Below are 17,006 nucleotides of genomic sequence, written 5' to 3'. Positions count from 1 at the left end.
TCTCCTCAGTGCACCAGCGCGCCGATCATGCGCACCGGGCGCTTGCGCGGAAACACCCGCTCCAGCCACACGGCAAATGCCGGCAATACCGTCATTGCCATGACCATGTTGACGATGAACATGAACGCCAGCAGCTTGCCCATGTCCGCCTGGAACTTGAGCTCCGAGAACGCCCAGGTCGCGACACCGACCGCCAGCGTGATGGCCGTGAAGATGGTGGCCACGCCGACCTCCAGCAGTGCGTGCTCGACGGCCTTGACGATGGTCTGGCCGCTGGCCTGGTGCAGCTGCAGGCGGTTGTAGATGTAGAAGGCGTAATCGACACCGATCCCCACCGCCAGCACCATCACCGGCAAGGTCGCGATGGTCAGGCCGATCTGCAGTTCCTTCATGAACCAGTAACCGATGAAGGTCCCGATGGTCAGCGGCAGGCAGCACACCAGTACGGCGCGCACGTCGCGGTACACGGCGAACACCAGCAGGGCGATGGCCGCATAGACATACAGCAGCATCGGCGTCTCGCTCTTCTCCACCTCCTCGTTGATCGCTGCAAGCAGGCCAGCATTGCCCGACGCCAGGCGCACGGTGATCCCCGGCATGGGGTACTTCGTGCGGAAGGCCTTGGCCGCCGCGATGACACCGTTGATGGTGGTCGCCTTGTGATCGGCCAGGAACAGATGCACGGCGGTCATGCTGCAGTCCGGGCGCATCATCCCGGCGACGCGGGCGATTTCCGCCGCCATCGAGGAGTAGTTGGCCGGGTCGATGGGCACCGCGCTCATCTTCGGATTGCCTTCGTTATAACCCTGGTTGAACTGGCGCATGCTGTCGGAGAAGGATGCGACGGACAGCACGCCGGGCACGGCCTGCATGGTCCAGACGAAGCGATCCTGATACTGCCCCAGGGCAACATTTTCACAGGCATTCGCCGCGCCATCTCCCGCAGCCCCCGACTTGTCTTCGAAGACTACGGAGAGCCAGTCCAGGCCAATGTCGTAACTGTTGGAGATCGCCACCGCATCGCGGTTGAAGCGCGAGTCCGCGCGCAGCTCCGGCGCACCGGCCTGCAGGGTCCCCACCACGCGGTCACGGCTCTGCCAGACCGCGGTGGCGAATACCACGACGGCCAGGCACAGCACCCAGCGGGCGTTACGCCACTCGGCAAGACGCGCTACGCCGTGCAGCCAGCGGGCACGCCGCTCGCGGGACAGCTCCTCGGCCTGAGCGTAGGCACCGTCCACACGCAGTAGCGAGGCCACCAGTGGCAGCATCACCAGGTTGGTGACGATCTTGTAGCCCACGCCAAGGGACGCGGTGATGGCCAGTTCGCGCACCATCGGGATGGGGATCAACAACAGCGTCACGAAGGATACAAAGGCCGTGACCAACGCCAGGGTCCCCGGAATCAGCAGACCGCTGAAGCTGGACCTTGCCGCCTCCTCCGCGCTCTTGCCGCAGGCGATTTCACGCACGATGAAGTTGATCTGCTGCACCCCGTGGGACACGCCGATGGCGAACACCAAGAACGGCACCAGCACCGCCAGCGGATCGAGGCCGTAGCCGATCAGCCGGAGGCTGCCGAACTGCCAGACCAGCGAGGTCAGCGAGCAGCCCAGGGCCAGCAGGGTGAAGCGCAGCGAATGGCAATACCAGTAGACGGCCGCGCCAGTCAGCAACAAGGCCAGGAGGCAGAACTCCAGGACCGAGGAAGCGCCTTTGGCGATATCACCGATCTGCTTGGCGAAGCCGATGATCTGGATTTCGTAGTCGCCATCTTCGAACTTCTGGCGCAGCTGCTTTTCCAGAATGTCGTTGTAGGCCACGTAGTCCAGCCGCTGTCCCTGGGCATCGTACTCCTGCAGGTCCGCGGTGATCATCGCGCTGCTCTGATCACGGGAGACGAGGGTGCCGATGAACCCGCCCTGGGTCGTCGAGTTGGCGATCATGGTGACGATCTTGTCGTCCAGCCGCTCCGGCGTCACGGTCCCCGGGATCAACGGATCGGCGCGGAAGCCTTCCTCGGTGATCTCGTTGACGAAGGCGTTCGGCGTCCACAACGAACGCACGCTGCTGCGCGAGACGTTCGGCAGGAAGTTGACCGCCTGGGTCACGTCATACAGGCGCTGCAGAGCGCCCTTGGACCAGATGCTGCCACTCTTCGCCTTGACCACCACGGTCAGGCGATTGGCGCCAAGCAGGTCGTCGCGATAGGCCTCATAGGTTTCGATGTATTCATGGCCGATCGGCAACTGCTTCTCGAAGCCGGCATCCATGCGCAACTGCACGGCGAACCAACCCATGAACAAGGTGAAGACCGCCAGGCACGCCAGCACAAGCCAGCGATGCCCGAACAGCCCATTCTCGATGCGGGGGAGCCAACGGCTCCCCCGCTTGGTGCTTCCAACTTTCTTGCTCACAACAGTCCTCACAGGCTACGCGACACGACAACGCCGACGTAGTCACGATCGCCCAGCATTTGATCGTAAGGGGTCGCGCCGCCCATGAACTTCGCGTAGTTGAACGACACCTGCCAGCTCGCGGGGTTGCGGACGAAGTTCAGGTAGAGATTCATACTGCTGGCACCGTCGGTCCAGGTCTGCGACAGGTTCGGCGTGCGGCCGCCCAGGCCACGGGAGTAGAACATCCCCGGAGTGACCTGCCAGCCCGGCAGCAGGCTGTTCTCGTAGGTCAGGCTGTAGTCCAGGCTGATCCCGGAGGACGTCTTGCTGCCCTTGGAGGTCGGCGCTACATTCGGGTCACTGATCCAGCTGTACTGACCGGGCGCCAGGGGCTCGCCGTCGTACTCCTCGTGCAGGCCCGGGTAGTGCACCACGACCAGCTCACTCACCAGGGTGCCCGCGCTGGCGCCGGTGAAGTCCAGCCAATTGCCGGAGTTCTGCGGCGTCTGGCTGTACAGGCCGGTCAGGTGCCACTGGAACTTCTTCTCGTCCTTCCAGCACTTGCCTCCCCGGTTGAAGCAGCCATCCACGTTCGGGTTGAGGGTCACCGCATCCTTCGGCCGGTAGGACAGCTCGGTGCCAACGGCCCAGTCCCCTACCGGCATGTTGGCGCTGATGCCATACATCATGCGGTCTTCAGGGTATTGCCACTCATACTTGAGGACTTCGAAGGTGGTCGGGTCGAAGTGGATGCCCAGGTCCGGCGTCTTGTCGTGATAGCGCATCACGTATAGGCCCAGATTGAGGTCGGTGTCCTGCGGCTGCCAGCGCAGGGAAATACCCCACTGGCCACTATCCTTGGCGTCCTTGCTGTGCAAGCCATACGCCTGCATGCCGTCACCCAGTCCATTGGTAGTGGACCAGTAGCTACCCACCGGCGGGATTTCACTCTTGTTCCAGCCGAACTGGTAATAGGTCTCGATATTGACGCCGCCGCCAAGCCCCGAGGCGACGCTGAGCATCGGAGCCGGCAGTACGGCCTCCTTGAGCTGGGTGCCGGGACGCAGCAGCGCGGAAATATCGTAGGCGTTGGTGTTGTTGATACCGCCCAGGGTGAAGATGCTCTCGCCCCAGTTGATCACCTGGTTGCCCAGGCGTGCCCGAACGCGGTGATCGGCGACGTCGAAGCTCTTGCTCACCCACAGATCGAGCAGGCGCGCCTTGAAGCGCAGGTCATCGTGGGCATTGTCGGTGAGGCCGTTCTTGTGCACGTCCGGCGGCGAGCCATAGCTCAAAGCACCGGTGGTATCGGTGGCCGCGAAGTCGCGGATCCAGCTCCCGCGCGCCATGAAGCTGTAGTCATCGGGCATCTTCAGCAGCAGTTCGTGGGTGCCCTTGATGTAGTTGGTGAAGAGATCGCCCTTGTCGTAGTTCAGGTCACCCTGGTCACCAAAGCCGGCAACCGGGGATTGGCAACCGCTTGGCGGATGATGCCCGGTAGCGCCGGCGGTGATCAGGTCGCAATCCTGGGATTGCGTCCGCACCGCCATGCCGGCGGCGATGGTCGAGTCGAAGGAACCGCGGATGTTGTCGGTCTCGAAGGTGAAGGCCAACGCCATCGGCGTGGTGCAAGCAAGGACGAGCCCGGATGCCCGAGTAATTGTTCTTTTTTTCATGTCGGCTTCTCGAACGGCGGCGGCTTTAGCGTTCGCTGATGGCGCGCAGGTTGTCGGAGGTATAGAAATCGGCTTTCAGGCGCGGACTGCTGGTGGTCTCGCTCAGCCATTGGTGGTCATCCTTGCCCGCACCGATCGAGGTCATGTCGTAGCCGTAACGGCCATCGATCAGGTTGAACTGCACCGACGCTTCCATGTCGCAGCTGCCCGTCTCGTAGACCGGAATGGTGAAGCCCTCGCGCACCTTCCAGATCTGCCCCTGCTTGTCGTAGTCGACGGCCATCAGCAGGTTCCAGCTGTCCTCGTCGATATAGAAGAGACGCTTGGGCGCCTGGTGGCGCATCCCGTCGCGAACGTTGGCCTCGACGACCCACACACGGTGCAGTTCGTAGTGCCGGTACTCGGGAGCGAAGAAGTCGCGCTTGGCCACGTCCTCGATTTTCGCGGAGATGTCGTAGGCACCGAAGGCGTTGTAGGGCACCAGCATTTCCTTCTTGCCCACCAGCTTCCAGTCGAAGCGATCCAGCGGGCCGAAGAAGACGTTGGTCTCGTCGACGGTGGCCTGGTTATCGAGGCCGATCTGCGGCGCGTCGTAGGAGTACGAAGGCATGCGACGAACGCGACGCTGCCCCGGGAAGTAGTAGTAGGTGGTGGTCTGCTCGCCAGCCTTGGTGCTGGACACGCCCGCCTGACCTGCGAAGGCAGCCGGCTCATTGTAGGAGAAGAAGGTCTCTACCTCGGTGCGGCCGACCTCGGAGAACAGCGTGCTGCCCTTAACGCCCCAGGGAGTGTGCTGGAACATGTCGACGCCCAGGTGCAGCCAATCCTCGCTGCCACGACGCGGCGAGATACCGGCGGCATCCTTAGGCATGTTGAAGCCCAGACCGCGGTAACGCATCTTCATGTTCCACATCACCTCGGCACCAGTAGTGGGCAAGGGGAACGGAACGCCGGGCAGATGGGCTTCCTGCAGGGCCAAACCATCGGCATCCAGCTTGGCGAAGCCTACGTTCTTCTTCGTATTCTCGGCGACGAAATCAGGCACGCCACAGGAGCGGCGGGTCGGATAAACGTCCATGCGGTAACCGGGAACCTTCTTGAAGACTTCCAACTGACCCGGGGAAAGCTTGGCCTCGTACTGCGAGACGTTGGCGGAGGTGATGCTATAGAGCGGCTTGTCACCCTTGAACTTCCAGGACTGACCGCGAGGCTGGCCATAGGTCCAGTTCCCGCCCTGCGGACCTGGCGCCACCCAGGCCGGAATGGTGCCGTCGGCACTGGCGGCAACTTCGCCACCCAACGGAGTCAACTTCGTACCCAGCGCAGCAGCGTCGCCGCCAGCGGCCTGTGCGGAGCCGATGGCAGCAGAGACCGCCAACGCCACGATCAAATACCGAATTCCGCCACCGCTGGGTGCGCCAGAGAATGCACGCTCAATCACATCACTCATCGGAAATTCCTCATGGAGCTTCAAAGGGAGGTTGCCGCCGCTTGACCGGCTTTCACCACCGCTGAATCATTCGACTTGATCATTTGACCAAGTCGCTTGACCAAAGCAATCCACATGCCAGGCCCGAGAGGATTTAATTTGTCCTTTTCATTCAAATACTTAGGATTTCAAGGCATTTAACGCACGCTACCAACAGCAGCAGTCAACTGTGCACCGACGCACCATTCTGGGAATTAAGGAAACATCTGTTACCAAAATTGTGCAGCCGTAAGACCTTGATACAACTCCCATGACGATGCTCATGGTCATGCTGTAGCATCCGCCACCGTCAGAGCATGCAGCTCGATACGGCCAGAGGATGGAGGCCTTTTCACAATGGCAAGACTGGGTGCAGAACTTCGCAGGCAAGACTTCGTCGAGGCTACCGTCAAGGTCGTGGCCGAGCATGGCGTCGCCAAGGCGACGACCCGTCGCATTGCCGCAGCGGCTGGCAGCCCGTTGGCCTCGCTTCACTACCTGTTCCATACGAAGGAAGACCTCTTCTACGCGGTCTTCGAACTCCTCTACAGCGTGCCTCAACAAGCCCTGGAGCATTCGCCCGCAAGTGCCACCCTGGCCGACTCGGCGACGGGCATCCTTCGCCATCTGATCAACTGGTTCATCGCACACCCCGAGGTCGCGGCCGCGCAGCCGGAACTGTTCAACTGGGCGCTTCGTAACGATCCCGAACTCGCGAACAAGGTCTATGTGCAGGCTATCGACGGCATCGAGAGCATCTTCAGGGAACTGCCGGAGGATCAGCTCGACGACCACCTCGTGATGGCTGTCAGCCGACTACTCGTGCAACTCGTGGATGGGCTCGTAGTGGCCTGGTGCGTACACAGAGACAACGATCGTTTACAGGCCGAGACGGAATACGCCTGCCAGGCCCTCTCCCTTCTGGCTTCGCCACGCACCACCTCCTGACCTCGCGAAACTCGATCCAGTCGATGAGTGACTGGGTCGTAACACTCCTCCCATACAGCCATGGCGGACCGACCTGATCGGTCCTCGCTCTGCATCTACCGCCTCCAGACGTCCTCCCTCCCCCAGCAACTTCGTTGCGAATCAGCTCATCTCGATACAGGCATCTCGCAGACAGATCTTGCAATCAGCACCAACTCATTTACTTTACGTAACACTCGAAACAAAAAATAAAAACAACGCACGAAAAGCGAGGCCGAAATGGAGCTGGGGACCAGGAGTTCAGGGCGACAAGGACGGATGTCATTCAGCATCCGGACATCACGAAAATCGAGCAGTTTCGCCAGGCTGTTGATCGGTGCCTGTCTGGGTATCACCACAGTGCAGGCGGCAGCTGAAGAAGTCGTGCGGGTATTCAACTGGGCGCAGTACATCGACCCCGAAGTCATACGAAGCTTCGAGCAGGAAACCGGAATCCGGGTCCAGTACAGCGAGTATCGGACAGCCGCCGAGTTGGATGGCGCACTGGCATCCGGACAACACTTCGACGTCATCTTCCCTTCCGACTTCCAGCTCGAGCACCTCATCGACTCACAGCAACTGGCGGAACTTGACGCAAGCGCGCTACCAAACCGCACATTCGTCAGCAGCGAACTACTGGCCAGACTCACCTCACGAAGCCGTGCCGACCGGTACGCGATCCCCTACATGTGGGGAACCGTCGGACTAGTCGTCAATGAAGCCGAGGTGACCAAGGCCCTGCAAAAACCAGCGGGAAACAGCTGGACGCTTCTGTTCGACCCAGTCAACGCCAGCAAGCTGAGATCATGTGGCGCCACCCTGGGAAGCGTCCCCGAGCAGGCCGTCTCGCTGCTCCTGAACTACAAGGGAAAATCCGTAGAGCATCAGAACGCGAGAACCATTCAGAAAGCAGCGCGCGAACTGCAGGCCCTGGGGCTTCCTGCATGGACGAGCTCCTTTCCCCAGTTCATCACCGAGCTTTCCGAAGGGAAGATCTGCGCAGCGATAACCTGGAACGGCCTGGCTTCTCTGGCAAACGGGAAAGGAAACCTGCGCTACAGCATTCCCCAGGAGGGCGGACTGCTGTTCATCGACAGCTTCGCCATTCCGCGAAACGCCCCAAATCCCAAGGCCGCTTACAGCTTCATCAATTACATGCTGAAGCCCGCCAATGCGGGGCGAAACGCCCAGGCAACACACTTCGCTCCCGGCCTGGACCTGGGCCAGCCAAGCGTCCGGGCCGCGCTTCCGGAGCAGGTACCTCTGACTTCCGATGAAAAGATGCGCCTCTTCATGCCCGAAGGCATGTCCGAAGCGCAGCGGAAGGAAATAGGCAAGGTCTGGGCAGAACTGGGAACGCCCCCTCACCTCTGATCACGGAAGGAACCGCGCTTGCTCGTCCCCCTGATCGGCAGGGGGACGGCAGACCCGGTCCGGAATGCCATCACGAGATGCGCCAATGGCCGGCGCCGATGGTTCATCAGCAAAGCCTGCCTAGAAACTGCGCCGCTGCGCAGCCGTTCGCGTCGGCCGGATCAGTGCCCTGAGAAGACCCTCCAAAGACTGATGCCCGCCGTGGGAGGTTGCTGCTGGTGCGAAATGACCAGCAGAATCGGCGACCTGACGGAAGTAACCGCAGCCGCGCCCAAGCCGACAACCACGATCGCAATAAAGACTCTTCGCATAGTGGACCTCCGACCTCCAGCCAAGGCTGTTTGCAGGCTCGAGTACCGACGACCCCAGTCTGAAAGGTGGCGCTCGCAAAGTATTTGCAGATCACGCCAATAACTTTGACAAGACGCGACTCACGCGCCTGCACGCCATCAGGGCAACAGGTGGCTACCCATCGCAAGGAGCGGCGCCGCGCCGACCTCTGCAGGGGCGGAGGCGCGGTGCAGCAGGCTGGCGTCCTCGAGGAAACCCGCCGCAAGAAGCCCGATGAAGCAGAGCCCGACAGCCACACCAATTCCAGGCGCAGTCAACCACCATCGTTGATAGACATGCATACTCGGGCTCCTTCTGGTTTCGAACAAAGAGCTGATAGCCACACGCTGGCTGCTGACTCTCAGGACCGGGACTCAGCCTGTAGCGCCTTGGCCAATACCTGGTCAGATAGCCAGCGCTGCAATCCGCTGGCCTTGCGTGCCAAGGCACGCAAGAACCTGGCGCGCTTGCCCGGAGTCACCATGAACTGGCGCCGCCGCAAACCGGCAAGAATCCCGGCGACCGCTTCCTCCACCGACAGCACGCCAGCGCCGGCATTGAGTGCCTCGGCGATCTTGCTACCGTGCTCGCGTTCATAGGTGAGCAGCGGCGTTGCGATCTCTCCAGGGCACACGACGGAAACATCGATGCCTCGCGGCTTCTGTTCCAATCGGAGAACTTCCGCCAAGCCCACGACACCGAACTTCGAGGCACAGTAGGCGGCATGGGTGTAAGCACCGATGATGCCGGACAGCGAGGAGACCAGTACCAGATGCCCTCCGCGCCCCATGTGCCGCAACACGCCAGCGGCGAAGTTCCGACTGCCGATCAGATTGATCCGCACGACCAGCTCGAACGTCTCGGCGGACAGCTCGGTAAACAGCCCCGTGCGCAGAATGCCCGCGGAGTTGAATGCGAAATCTGGCACGCCGAGCTTTTCCGCAGCCGCATCAACGGCAACGGAGACTTCGGCGGCCTGCGTGATGTCAACGATGAATGCCTCCACCTTCTGCTGCGGGCGCATGCAGAGTGCGCGCAACTCGTCGATCACCGTCGCATCGATCTTCAGGTCGAACAGCGCCAGGTTGGCGCCCTCTCCCACCAGTGCCTTGGCCACCTGCAGACCGATGCCGCTACCGGCACCGGAAATGAAGGCGACCCGAGGAGTACCTCCAACCCACTTGTTCATGCCTGACTCCTCTGAAGGGGTGACGCCACGCCGCTCTGCCCATTCTGGCGTTGTGTCCGGAAATGCTCTGCCAGCTCCGCCATCGCCGAGTCGAAACTCACGGGGGCGCGATACCCCAGAAGGCGTTGCGCCTTGAGGGTGGAAAATTCATTGGGGCCGCCCATGAGGTGGCATGTCTGGCGAGTCAGCCGCGGTCTTTGCGTCTGGCCGCGCAAGTTCCCCCACCACTCCATGGCGCCGGCCAGGGCGTGGGCAAGCCAGCTTGGCATGCTTTTCGGCGGTTCAGTGCCGGCAACCCTTGCCAGCGCTTCCAGATACTCCTTCCAGGTCACGCCGAAACCATCGGCAGCAATGAATACTTCGCCCTGGACATAGTCGGAGCGCGCCACGGTAACCAGGATGTCGACGAGGTTGTTCACGTGCACCAGGCCCGCATCCCAATCTCCCGAGCCAAACCGGCACGGCACGCCTTCGCGCAGCAGCTCGACCAGCGTGTTCACCCACGCCGCACTTCCGACGCCAAAGACATTGGCCGGACGTACGATGCTGCCTTTCAGCCCGCGCGCCACACCTTCCCGCGTGACACGCTCCTGCTCCTGCTTGCAGAACTCGTAGGCAGATTCGGCAACGCCAATCGGGCTGTCCTCATTCAGAGCACCCTTTGCCAGGGCATTGGCGAATACGCAGATGCTGGTCGTCACCACGAAATGCGCATCCCAGCCGATGGCAAGTTCAATGGCGTGCTCGGTTCCCTTGACCGTAACCTCGACATGGGACGGGGTGCTTCCCCAATCGCTCACGACGGCGGCAAGGTGGAAGATCGCGTCTACCGGGCCAATCTGCTCGCGGAGCGCCAATAGCCCGCGCACATCACCGATGACAACCCGGACTCGCTCGCCCCACTCCGGCGGCACCGGTTCGCCAGGCATCATCAGTGCCACGACGGAAACCTGGTCGGCCAGGAGCCGGCGCACCAGATGGCGGCCAATGAAGCCGCCGGCGCCGGTCACAAATGCACTGTTGATCGTCCCCATGCTCACTCACCGATCACGATGAGCTTGTCGCAGTTCTTACCCTCGAGGGCGCAGACCGCACGATAGAACGCCAGCATGCCCTTGGCATCAATAATACGGATGACATCGCCCTTTTCGTCGATGTCGACGTTACTACCGAAAATGGCGAACCAGACGTCCGCGATTTCGCCGGCATCCGCCGCCACCCGCAGGCTGTGCACGGAATGCGCCGGCTCGTAGAGATAGGAACCGGCCTTGTTCACCTTGTCCGGATACTCTTCGTAGAACCATTCGCCGCTCAGCGTGACCGCGAACACTGGGCCGGTGTGATAGTGCGTATCGACGCCGAACCCAGGATTCATGCGAGTGCGGACGATCCACAGGTTCTGGTTCAGGTCGACGTGCAGCAGCTGGATATTCGAGCCATCCGGCAGATTGACCCAGGGCAGGTCGCTTTCAAGCAGGAGGATCGCTTCGCGGGAATGCTCGCGAGACACGACAGGGGCGCCTTGCATGGCAGCCAGGACTTGCAGCGTGGCAGTGTTCAGGTCAGTCATTGGGTACTCCACCATTATTGTTTTTTGGCTAATCGAGGCTCACGCTGGAGATTCTCCAGAGCGAATGAAATCCCGCCGCGTGCGTTCTCAGGCACAGGCGGCAAAGGGATCGAATCTGAATACGGGAGTGGGCGGCTATAGCCTCGCCGGGTTACTGGCGATACGCCTGTGCCTTGAGGGTGCGGATGGAGGTCTCTGGCATCTGTCCCTCGATCGACTCGGGGACGCCATCACCTCGTGCGCGGTGGCGCCATCGAGTCGATGCGGGGCTTGGCAGACCGACATCGCGCGGGAAATCGCCAGACATTCCGCCTGCGCATAGTCGCTGGGTATGGAGCGTATCCGGACCATAATTATTGTTCTCGGTAAGTCTGGGAGTCCGGCTTGACCAGCCCTATTGCAAGGCGCCAACTGCCGTCTCCGGATACCCTCATGAAACTGCAAGTGGAGTTTTATGAATACAACAAGAACGGACAAAAACAGGACAAAAGTGGTCAATCCTGCCCAACCCGTGCTTCGCGGCCAGATGGCCAAGGTTCTGTGCCGTTTTCTCGGCGAACACACGGATGCCGAGGAGCTCAACCGCGCGCAACTGGAGCAGTTGTGGGATCGCGCGGCCCAGCTCGATCCGGCCATCGGCTTGCACCTGTTCGGCAAATTCAAGGCCAACGAGCGCTTCATACTGGTTGATCTGGCGCTATGCAGCGCCACTGTCCGCGAAGGCTTGCAGCACTGGCAACGCTTCTACCGCCTGGGTTCGGATCTGCATCTCCTGCGAGCCTTCCAGGAGAACGGTCAGTTGATCATGGAAGTCAGGGTGGAAGGTTCGGAACGACTACGCCGGCACTTCAGCGAACACACCCTGGTGGTGACCATGACCCAGCTGCGCGAGGGCTGCCTGTATCCCGTGACGCCGCTGTGCGCAGAGTTCGCCTATCCACGCCCGCCTTATCATGAGGAATACCTGGAGTGGTTTGGTCCCCATGTACGATTCGATTGCCCTCAAACACGCCTGGTATTCGACGAGAGCATCCTCGACTTCCCCAATCGTGGGCACCATCCCGTACTGGCCGAGATGATCGTCAGTGGACTGGAGCGGCGAATGGCGCGCCTGCACCAATTCAGTGGCCTGGCCGCTGACGTGGCCAAGCGCATCCGCTTCGAGCTGGAACATGGGATGGTGCCCAGCCTGGAAAGCGCAGCCGACGCCCTGCACCTCACTTCCCGTACATTGCGCCGCCGCCTCCAGGCAGAATCGCTCAATTACCGCCAGATACTGACCGCCGTGCGAATCGAGCTCGAACAGTACCTGGAGCTGCAGGGCATGGATCGGGAGAGCATTGCCTCCCGCCTCGGCTACTCGGACATCGTCGTGTACCTGCGCGCCCGCAAGAGCTGGCAGGACCCCAGCGCGAATTGAGCATCCAGCCGATCACCCTGCCAGCGTTGACTGCCCGCATCGGGGACCCTCGCACTCATGCAACAAAGCCCTGATCGCTTTACAGCGATCAGGGCTTCTTCAGTAGGCAAACGGTAAAGCTGACCGATCAGGTTCGAACCGCCGAGCCGGCCTTGGCATCCGCTTGCAGATGTTCGGAGGTATCTGGCCCTTGCGGTTGGCCCTTGCGCTTTTCCCATTGCAGCAGAAGGGAAATGGAGCTGGGCAGAACGGTGAGCGTCACTATCGTCGCGACGGCGAGTCCGCCGATGACTGCAAAGGCCATTGGCCCCCAGAATATCTGCGGTGCGATCGGGATCATGCCGAGAATCGCTGCGCAGGCAGTCAGCACGATGGGGCGAGCCCTGTGAATCGCTGCATGCCTGATGGCCTCATCGGGCGACTGGCCCTGCTCGATATTGATGTCCACCTCCTCGATCAGAATGATCGCGTTGCGCACGATCATGCCAACCAGGGCAATGACGCCGAGCTGCGCGACAAAGCCCATGGGCGTCCCGGTCGGCAACATGGCCAGGACGACACCAATGAGGCCGAACGGCGCCATCGCCAGCGCCAGGAACATGCGGGAGAAGCTGCGCAGCTGCACCATCAGGAGCACGCACATGACCAGCGCCGTGACCGGCAGAACGGCCATGAGCGACGAACTGCCCTTTGCCGCCTCCTCCACCGCTCCACCCGTTTCGACCTTGTACCCCTTGGGCAACCCCTCGGAGAACTTCGCTACGGCGGGCGCAAGGGCCTGCACGACGGTCGCCGCTTCGAGCCCGTCGCCTACGTCACCCTGGACGGTGATCAGCGGAAGACGCTGCCGCCTCCAGATGATCGGGTCCTCGACGCCGTAACTGAGCTTGGCGATCTGACTCAGCGGAATGGTCTCGCCATGGGCCGTGCGGATCTGGAGATTGGCGAGCGTGGCAAGATTGGTACGTTCTCCGGCTTGCGCACGCACGATCACGTCGACGAGCCGGTCCTGGTCGCGCACGGTGGTCACCGCCGAACCCGAGAAGATCGTCGCCATGGCGCTGGCGACATCCTCGGAGGAAAGGCCCAGTGCCCGCGCCTGGGTCTGGTCGATATTGACCAGGACACTCCGTTGCGGCTCGCCCGACAGGAGATGGACCTCTCGGGTGTCCGGGTTGGCGGAGAGTACGTTGGCGAGGCGCGCGGCAATGTCGCGCACCTTGGCCTGCTCAGGGCCAGTGACGCGATACTTGAGCGGCCAGCCGACCGGAGGGCCGAGCTCAAGGGGCGTCGCACGGGCAATGAGTCCGGAGAACTCCGTCTTGAAAATCCCGGCAAGCCTGGCCTGCAGCGCATCGCGCTGCTTGACGCCCTTCGCAATCACCACCGTCTGGGTGACGTTCTCGTTCTGCAGCAACACCTCCATCGGCAGGTAGAAACGGATAGCGCCCGAGCCGATATAGGTCGAGAAACTCTCTACATCGGGATCGTCCTTGAGTAGCTTCTCAAGCTTCGACGCCTGGCGCTCCGTCGCATCCAGGGAAGCATTCTGCGGCAGCGTCAGGCTGACCAGGAGCTCGGGGCGGTCGGAGGGTGGGAAGAACTGCTGTTCGAGATAGGCGGCGGCTCCCAGCGATGCCACGAAGGCGCCCACCGCGACTGTGAGAGTCACCGCACGATGCCCCAGGACCCAGGACAGGGCCCGCCCATAGGCATTCATGACCCGCCCCCCGCCATGATCGTGATGCGGCAGCGACTTGGGCAGGATCAGAGTCCCGAGCAACGGCGAGAACAGGACCGCGACCACCCAGGAGGCCGACAGCGAAATCAGCACCACCATGAACATCGAATAGCAGTACTCACCCGCACTCGATGCCGCAAAGCCAACCGGGATGAATCCGGCGATCATCACCAGCGTGCCCGTCAACATCGGGAAAGCGGTTGATTCGTAGGCGAAGCTGGCCGCCCGCTTCAGGTTCCAGCCCTCCTCCAGCTTCCCGACCATGGCCTCGACCGTAATCATCGCGTCATCGACGAGCAGGCCCAGGGCGATGATCAGCGCGCCCAGGGAGATGCGCTGGAGGCCGATGCCGGTCAGCTCCATGCCGATGAAGGTCAGCGCCAGGACAAAGGGAATCGAGATACTGACGACCAGCCCGGCCCGGACGCCGAGCGAGAGGAAGGAGACCGCGAGCACGATGGCGATCGCCTCCGCCAGCACTTTCAGGAAGCCGCTGACAGCCTGCTTCACGACAACGGATTGGTCGGCCACCTGAAGCATCTCGATGCCGTGGGGGAGCGCCATCCTGACGTAGTCCATACGATGGCGCACCGCTTCTCCGAATTCGAGCAGGTTGCCGCCCGACGCCATCGAGATGGCAAGCCCCAGCGCCTTCTCGCCGTTGACGCGAAACAGCGGCGCCGGCGGGTCGGCCGGAATTCTGCGGATGGTGGCCAGTTCGGTCAGCGGCACGAAGCGACCATTCGCCCGCAAGGTCACGCTTCGCAGGCTCTCCTCGGATGCAAAGCTGCCACTCACGCGCAATGCAATCTTGTCGTCGGGCAAGCGCACCATGCCGGACGGGATGACAGCGTTCTGCGCCTTCAGCGCCCGCAATACCGCCTCCTCGTCAAGCCCGAAGGCAGCAAGCCGGCCAGGCGAGAACTCGACGACAATTTGCTCTTCCTGCACGCCAATCAGCTGCACCTTGCCAATGCTGGGAATACGCAGCAGCTCCGCGCGCACGCCTTCGAGATAGTCGCGCAGTTCACGATCCGAGAAGCCTTCGGCGGTAAAACCGAAGATCTGCCCGTAGGTATCGCCGAACTCGTCGTCGAAGAACGGCCCCTGCACTCCGCTCGGAAGCGTCGCGGAGATATCGGCCATCTTCTTGCGAACCTGGTACCAGGCATCGGGGACGATTCGCGACGGAGCATCATCGCGCAGGTTCACCATGATGACGGTCTCGCCGGGACGCGTGTAGCTGTCGAGCCGGTCGAGATAGGGAACTTCCTCCAACTTCTTTTCGATGCGGTCGGTCAGGAGCTTGGTCGTATCGTCGATGTTCGCACCGGGCCAACGGGCCGCCACGACCATGGTCTTGATGGTGAATGCCGGATCTTCATTGCGACTCAGTTTGGTGTAGCTAATCGCTCCACCCACCAGCGTGATGAGCATGAGGAAGAACATCAGGGGCTTCTGGCCGATGGACCAGGCCGAGAGATTGAATCCGCCCTTTTCCCCAGAGGGCGCCGGATTCGGGCTCATTTGGCCACCTGCCCGGCGTCGTATGCGACCTTCTGGCCCGGCCTGAACTTGCTCACCCCGGCCGTGACTACGGCATCGCCCTCGGCCAGCCCGGACTCGACCAGGGCCTGGTCGGCCGTATAGCGCGCCACCACTATCGCTTTGCGGATGAGTTCATGGGTGGACGGCTCGACGACAAAAACCGCGGGCTTGCCATCGACATTGGTCAGGGCCGACGCAGGAAGAGCAATGAGGGCCTTGCCAGGCAGTGCAAGACGCCCCGTCACAGTTGCGCCCAATGTCATGGTAGGCGGGGCGTCCGGCAGGGAGATACGAACGCGATAGGTACGCGTCGCCGAATCCGCGGTCGGGCTGGCGTCGCGGATGGGACCCAGGACCTTGACCGTCGGATCGGATGCGAGTGCCACTTCGACCTTCGCATCAGGCGGCACGGAGGTGTAGAGCCGTTCGGACACATTGAAGACCGCCACACGCTCATGGGTCGAGGCAAGCTTGATCGCCAACTGCCCGGCCTCCACGACCTGCCCGGCATTGACCGCCACCGCGCTGACGATGGCGGCATCCGGCGCCCGGAGCTCCGTGTAGGTCAGCTTGTTGCGCGCAGTGAGCAGTTGGGTCTTCGCCACATTGAGCTTTGCGTTCGCGGCACGCCAATTGGCCTCGGCTTCATCGACCCGGGCACGGGCGACGAACTGTTTCGCAAAGAGCGTGCGCTGCCGATCGAGCCCCGCCCTTTCGAGCTGCTCTGCCGCCTGCGCGCTCGTCACTTCGGATTCAGCGGTACGCACCTCGTTCTGGACATCATTTGGGTCAAGCGTTGCCAGAACCTGCCCCTTGGCAACGCTCTCGCCCACCTCGACACTTCGAGTCGCGACCCGGCCACCAATGCGGAAGCCCAGGTCGGTCTCGACCTCGGCCTGGACCTCCCCCGTCTGAGCAACCTCTTCGCCGACCGTGGCCGGCTTGATAATGAGCGTTCGGACCGGCCGTAGCGGCTCCTCCGGGCGTTTCTCCTCTCGACAGCCGACCATGGTCAGTCCCAGGCTGCCTACCAGGCTGCAGGCCAATAATGTCTTGAGCAACGTCATGTCAGCTCTCCTCGCTCATAGATGGCTCCGCAATACAGCGCTCGTGCGCCCTGGGCAGGGCGCATCGCTGAAATCGGCCTCTATATCGATAAAGTAAAGTGAGCAGCGCCCCACCACTGCCTGCCTCGTGGGCATGGACAGCATCAGTCGCTGATTCAGGCGGATTCGTCCGTCAGCATGGGTGCCATGAAGCTCCGGACCATCAAGGACCGGGCAAAAGCGCATATAACCAATCAGCCGAGCAGCAAGTCATCTCAT

12 protein-coding genes are annotated in these 17,006 nt (G+C 61.8%); 3 read left to right on the top strand and 9 right to left on the bottom strand.

Going from position 1 to position 17,006, the window contains the following annotated elements; translation table 11 throughout:
* Nucleotides 1–5 precede the first annotated feature (5 nt).
* From ACQ5BL_RS04705 to ACQ5BL_RS04695, 3 genes are all read right to left on the bottom strand, one after another.
* Entirely contained in the window at nt 6–2,300 is a 2,295-nt protein-coding gene (locus ACQ5BL_RS04705) for an efflux RND transporter permease subunit (protein ID WP_430292816.1), read from the bottom strand.
* A 125-nt stretch (nt 2,301–2,425) separates the two neighbouring features.
* Nucleotides 2,426–4,075, bottom strand: coding sequence for a DUF1302 domain-containing protein (locus tag ACQ5BL_RS04700; protein ID WP_430292815.1), 1,650 nt, complete (start codon nt 4,073–4,075; stop codon nt 2,426–2,428).
* 25 nt (nt 4,076–4,100) lie between these two features.
* A complete protein-coding gene (locus ACQ5BL_RS04695) occupies nt 4,101–5,525 on the bottom strand; it encodes a DUF1329 domain-containing protein (RefSeq protein ID WP_430292814.1) in 1,425 nt (474 codons plus the stop codon).
* Between the two features lie 375 nt (nt 5,526–5,900).
* Between ACQ5BL_RS04695 and ACQ5BL_RS04690 the strand changes: the two genes are divergently transcribed.
* Nucleotides 5,901–6,491, top strand: a complete 591-nt coding sequence (locus ACQ5BL_RS04690; protein WP_430292813.1) for a TetR/AcrR family transcriptional regulator — start codon at nt 5,901–5,903, stop codon at nt 6,489–6,491.
* Between the two features lie 297 nt (nt 6,492–6,788).
* Nucleotides 6,789–7,883, top strand: a complete 1,095-nt coding sequence (locus ACQ5BL_RS04685) for an extracellular solute-binding protein (protein WP_430292812.1) — start codon at nt 6,789–6,791, stop codon at nt 7,881–7,883.
* 449 nt (nt 7,884–8,332) lie between these two features.
* On the opposite strand, the gene ACQ5BL_RS04680 is transcribed toward ACQ5BL_RS04685, so the two are convergent.
* Genes ACQ5BL_RS04680 through ACQ5BL_RS04665 form a run of 4 tightly spaced genes read right to left on the bottom strand, consistent with a single transcriptional unit; the run spans nt 8,333 to nt 10,972 of the window.
* On the bottom strand, nt 8,333–8,515 hold the full coding sequence (locus tag ACQ5BL_RS04680) for a hypothetical protein (protein ID WP_430292811.1): 183 nt from the start codon (nt 8,513–8,515) through the stop codon (nt 8,333–8,335).
* 59 nt (nt 8,516–8,574) lie between these two features.
* Entirely contained in the window at nt 8,575–9,402 is an 828-nt protein-coding gene (locus tag ACQ5BL_RS04675) for an SDR family NAD(P)-dependent oxidoreductase (RefSeq protein ID WP_430292810.1), read from the bottom strand.
* Nucleotides 9,399–10,436, bottom strand: a complete 1,038-nt coding sequence (locus tag ACQ5BL_RS04670; RefSeq protein WP_430292809.1) for an NAD-dependent epimerase/dehydratase family protein — start codon at nt 10,434–10,436, stop codon at nt 9,399–9,401. The genes ACQ5BL_RS04675 and ACQ5BL_RS04670 overlap by 4 nt, the downstream gene beginning before the upstream one ends.
* 2 nt (nt 10,437–10,438) lie before the next feature.
* Nucleotides 10,439–10,972 (bottom strand): 2,4'-dihydroxyacetophenone dioxygenase family protein, encoded by a 534-nt coding sequence (locus ACQ5BL_RS04665; RefSeq protein ID WP_430292808.1) that lies wholly within the window; start codon nt 10,970–10,972, stop codon nt 10,439–10,441.
* 526 nt (nt 10,973–11,498) lie between these two features.
* Here ACQ5BL_RS04665 and ACQ5BL_RS04660 point away from each other — a divergent pair.
* Nucleotides 11,499–12,392: an AraC family transcriptional regulator ligand-binding domain-containing protein gene (locus tag ACQ5BL_RS04660; RefSeq protein WP_430292807.1), complete on the top strand. Its 894-nt coding sequence runs from the start codon at nt 11,499–11,501 to the stop codon at nt 12,390–12,392.
* Between the two features lie 127 nt (nt 12,393–12,519).
* Here the strand turns inward: ACQ5BL_RS04660 and ACQ5BL_RS04655 are convergent, their stop codons facing one another.
* Nucleotides 12,520–15,660: an efflux RND transporter permease subunit gene (locus ACQ5BL_RS04655; RefSeq protein WP_430292806.1), complete on the bottom strand. Its 3,141-nt coding sequence runs from the start codon at nt 15,658–15,660 to the stop codon at nt 12,520–12,522.
* Nucleotides 15,657–16,748: an efflux RND transporter periplasmic adaptor subunit gene (locus tag ACQ5BL_RS04650; protein WP_430292805.1), complete on the bottom strand. Its 1,092-nt coding sequence runs from the start codon at nt 16,746–16,748 to the stop codon at nt 15,657–15,659. The genes ACQ5BL_RS04655 and ACQ5BL_RS04650 overlap by 4 nt, the downstream gene beginning before the upstream one ends.
* Nucleotides 16,749–17,006 lie beyond the last annotated feature (258 nt).

This window comes from Pseudomonas sp. B1-22, assembly GCF_050474425.1.
Taxonomy (GTDB): Bacteria; Pseudomonadota; Gammaproteobacteria; order Pseudomonadales; family Pseudomonadaceae; genus Pseudomonas.
This window is presented reverse-complemented; position numbering and strand designations above follow the sequence as displayed.

Bases quoted from the DNA above. Each gene is read 5' to 3' on its own strand.
- ACQ5BL_RS04705 (WP_430292816.1), bottom strand. From the start codon at position 2,300: ATGGGTTGGTTCGCCGTGCAGTTGCGCATGGATGCCGGCTTCGAGAAG.
- ACQ5BL_RS04700 (WP_430292815.1), bottom strand. From the start codon at position 4,075: ATGAAAAAAAGAACAATTACTCGGGCATCCGGGCTCGTCCTTGCTTGC.
- ACQ5BL_RS04695 (WP_430292814.1), bottom strand. From the start codon at position 5,525: ATGAGTGATGTGATTGAGCGTGCATTCTCTGGCGCACCCAGCGGTGGC.
- ACQ5BL_RS04690 (WP_430292813.1), top strand. From the start codon at position 5,901: ATGGCAAGACTGGGTGCAGAACTTCGCAGGCAAGACTTCGTCGAGGCT.
- ACQ5BL_RS04685 (WP_430292812.1), top strand. From the start codon at position 6,789: ATGTCATTCAGCATCCGGACATCACGAAAATCGAGCAGTTTCGCCAGG.
- ACQ5BL_RS04680 (WP_430292811.1), bottom strand. From the start codon at position 8,515: ATGCATGTCTATCAACGATGGTGGTTGACTGCGCCTGGAATTGGTGTG.
- ACQ5BL_RS04675 (WP_430292810.1), bottom strand. From the start codon at position 9,402: ATGAACAAGTGGGTTGGAGGTACTCCTCGGGTCGCCTTCATTTCCGGT.
- ACQ5BL_RS04670 (WP_430292809.1), bottom strand. From the start codon at position 10,436: ATGGGGACGATCAACAGTGCATTTGTGACCGGCGCCGGCGGCTTCATT.
- ACQ5BL_RS04665 (WP_430292808.1), bottom strand. From the start codon at position 10,972: ATGACTGACCTGAACACTGCCACGCTGCAAGTCCTGGCTGCCATGCAA.
- ACQ5BL_RS04660 (WP_430292807.1), top strand. From the start codon at position 11,499: ATGGCCAAGGTTCTGTGCCGTTTTCTCGGCGAACACACGGATGCCGAG.
- ACQ5BL_RS04655 (WP_430292806.1), bottom strand. From the start codon at position 15,660: ATGAGCCCGAATCCGGCGCCCTCTGGGGAAAAGGGCGGATTCAATCTC.
- ACQ5BL_RS04650 (WP_430292805.1), bottom strand. From the start codon at position 16,748: ATGACGTTGCTCAAGACATTATTGGCCTGCAGCCTGGTAGGCAGCCTG.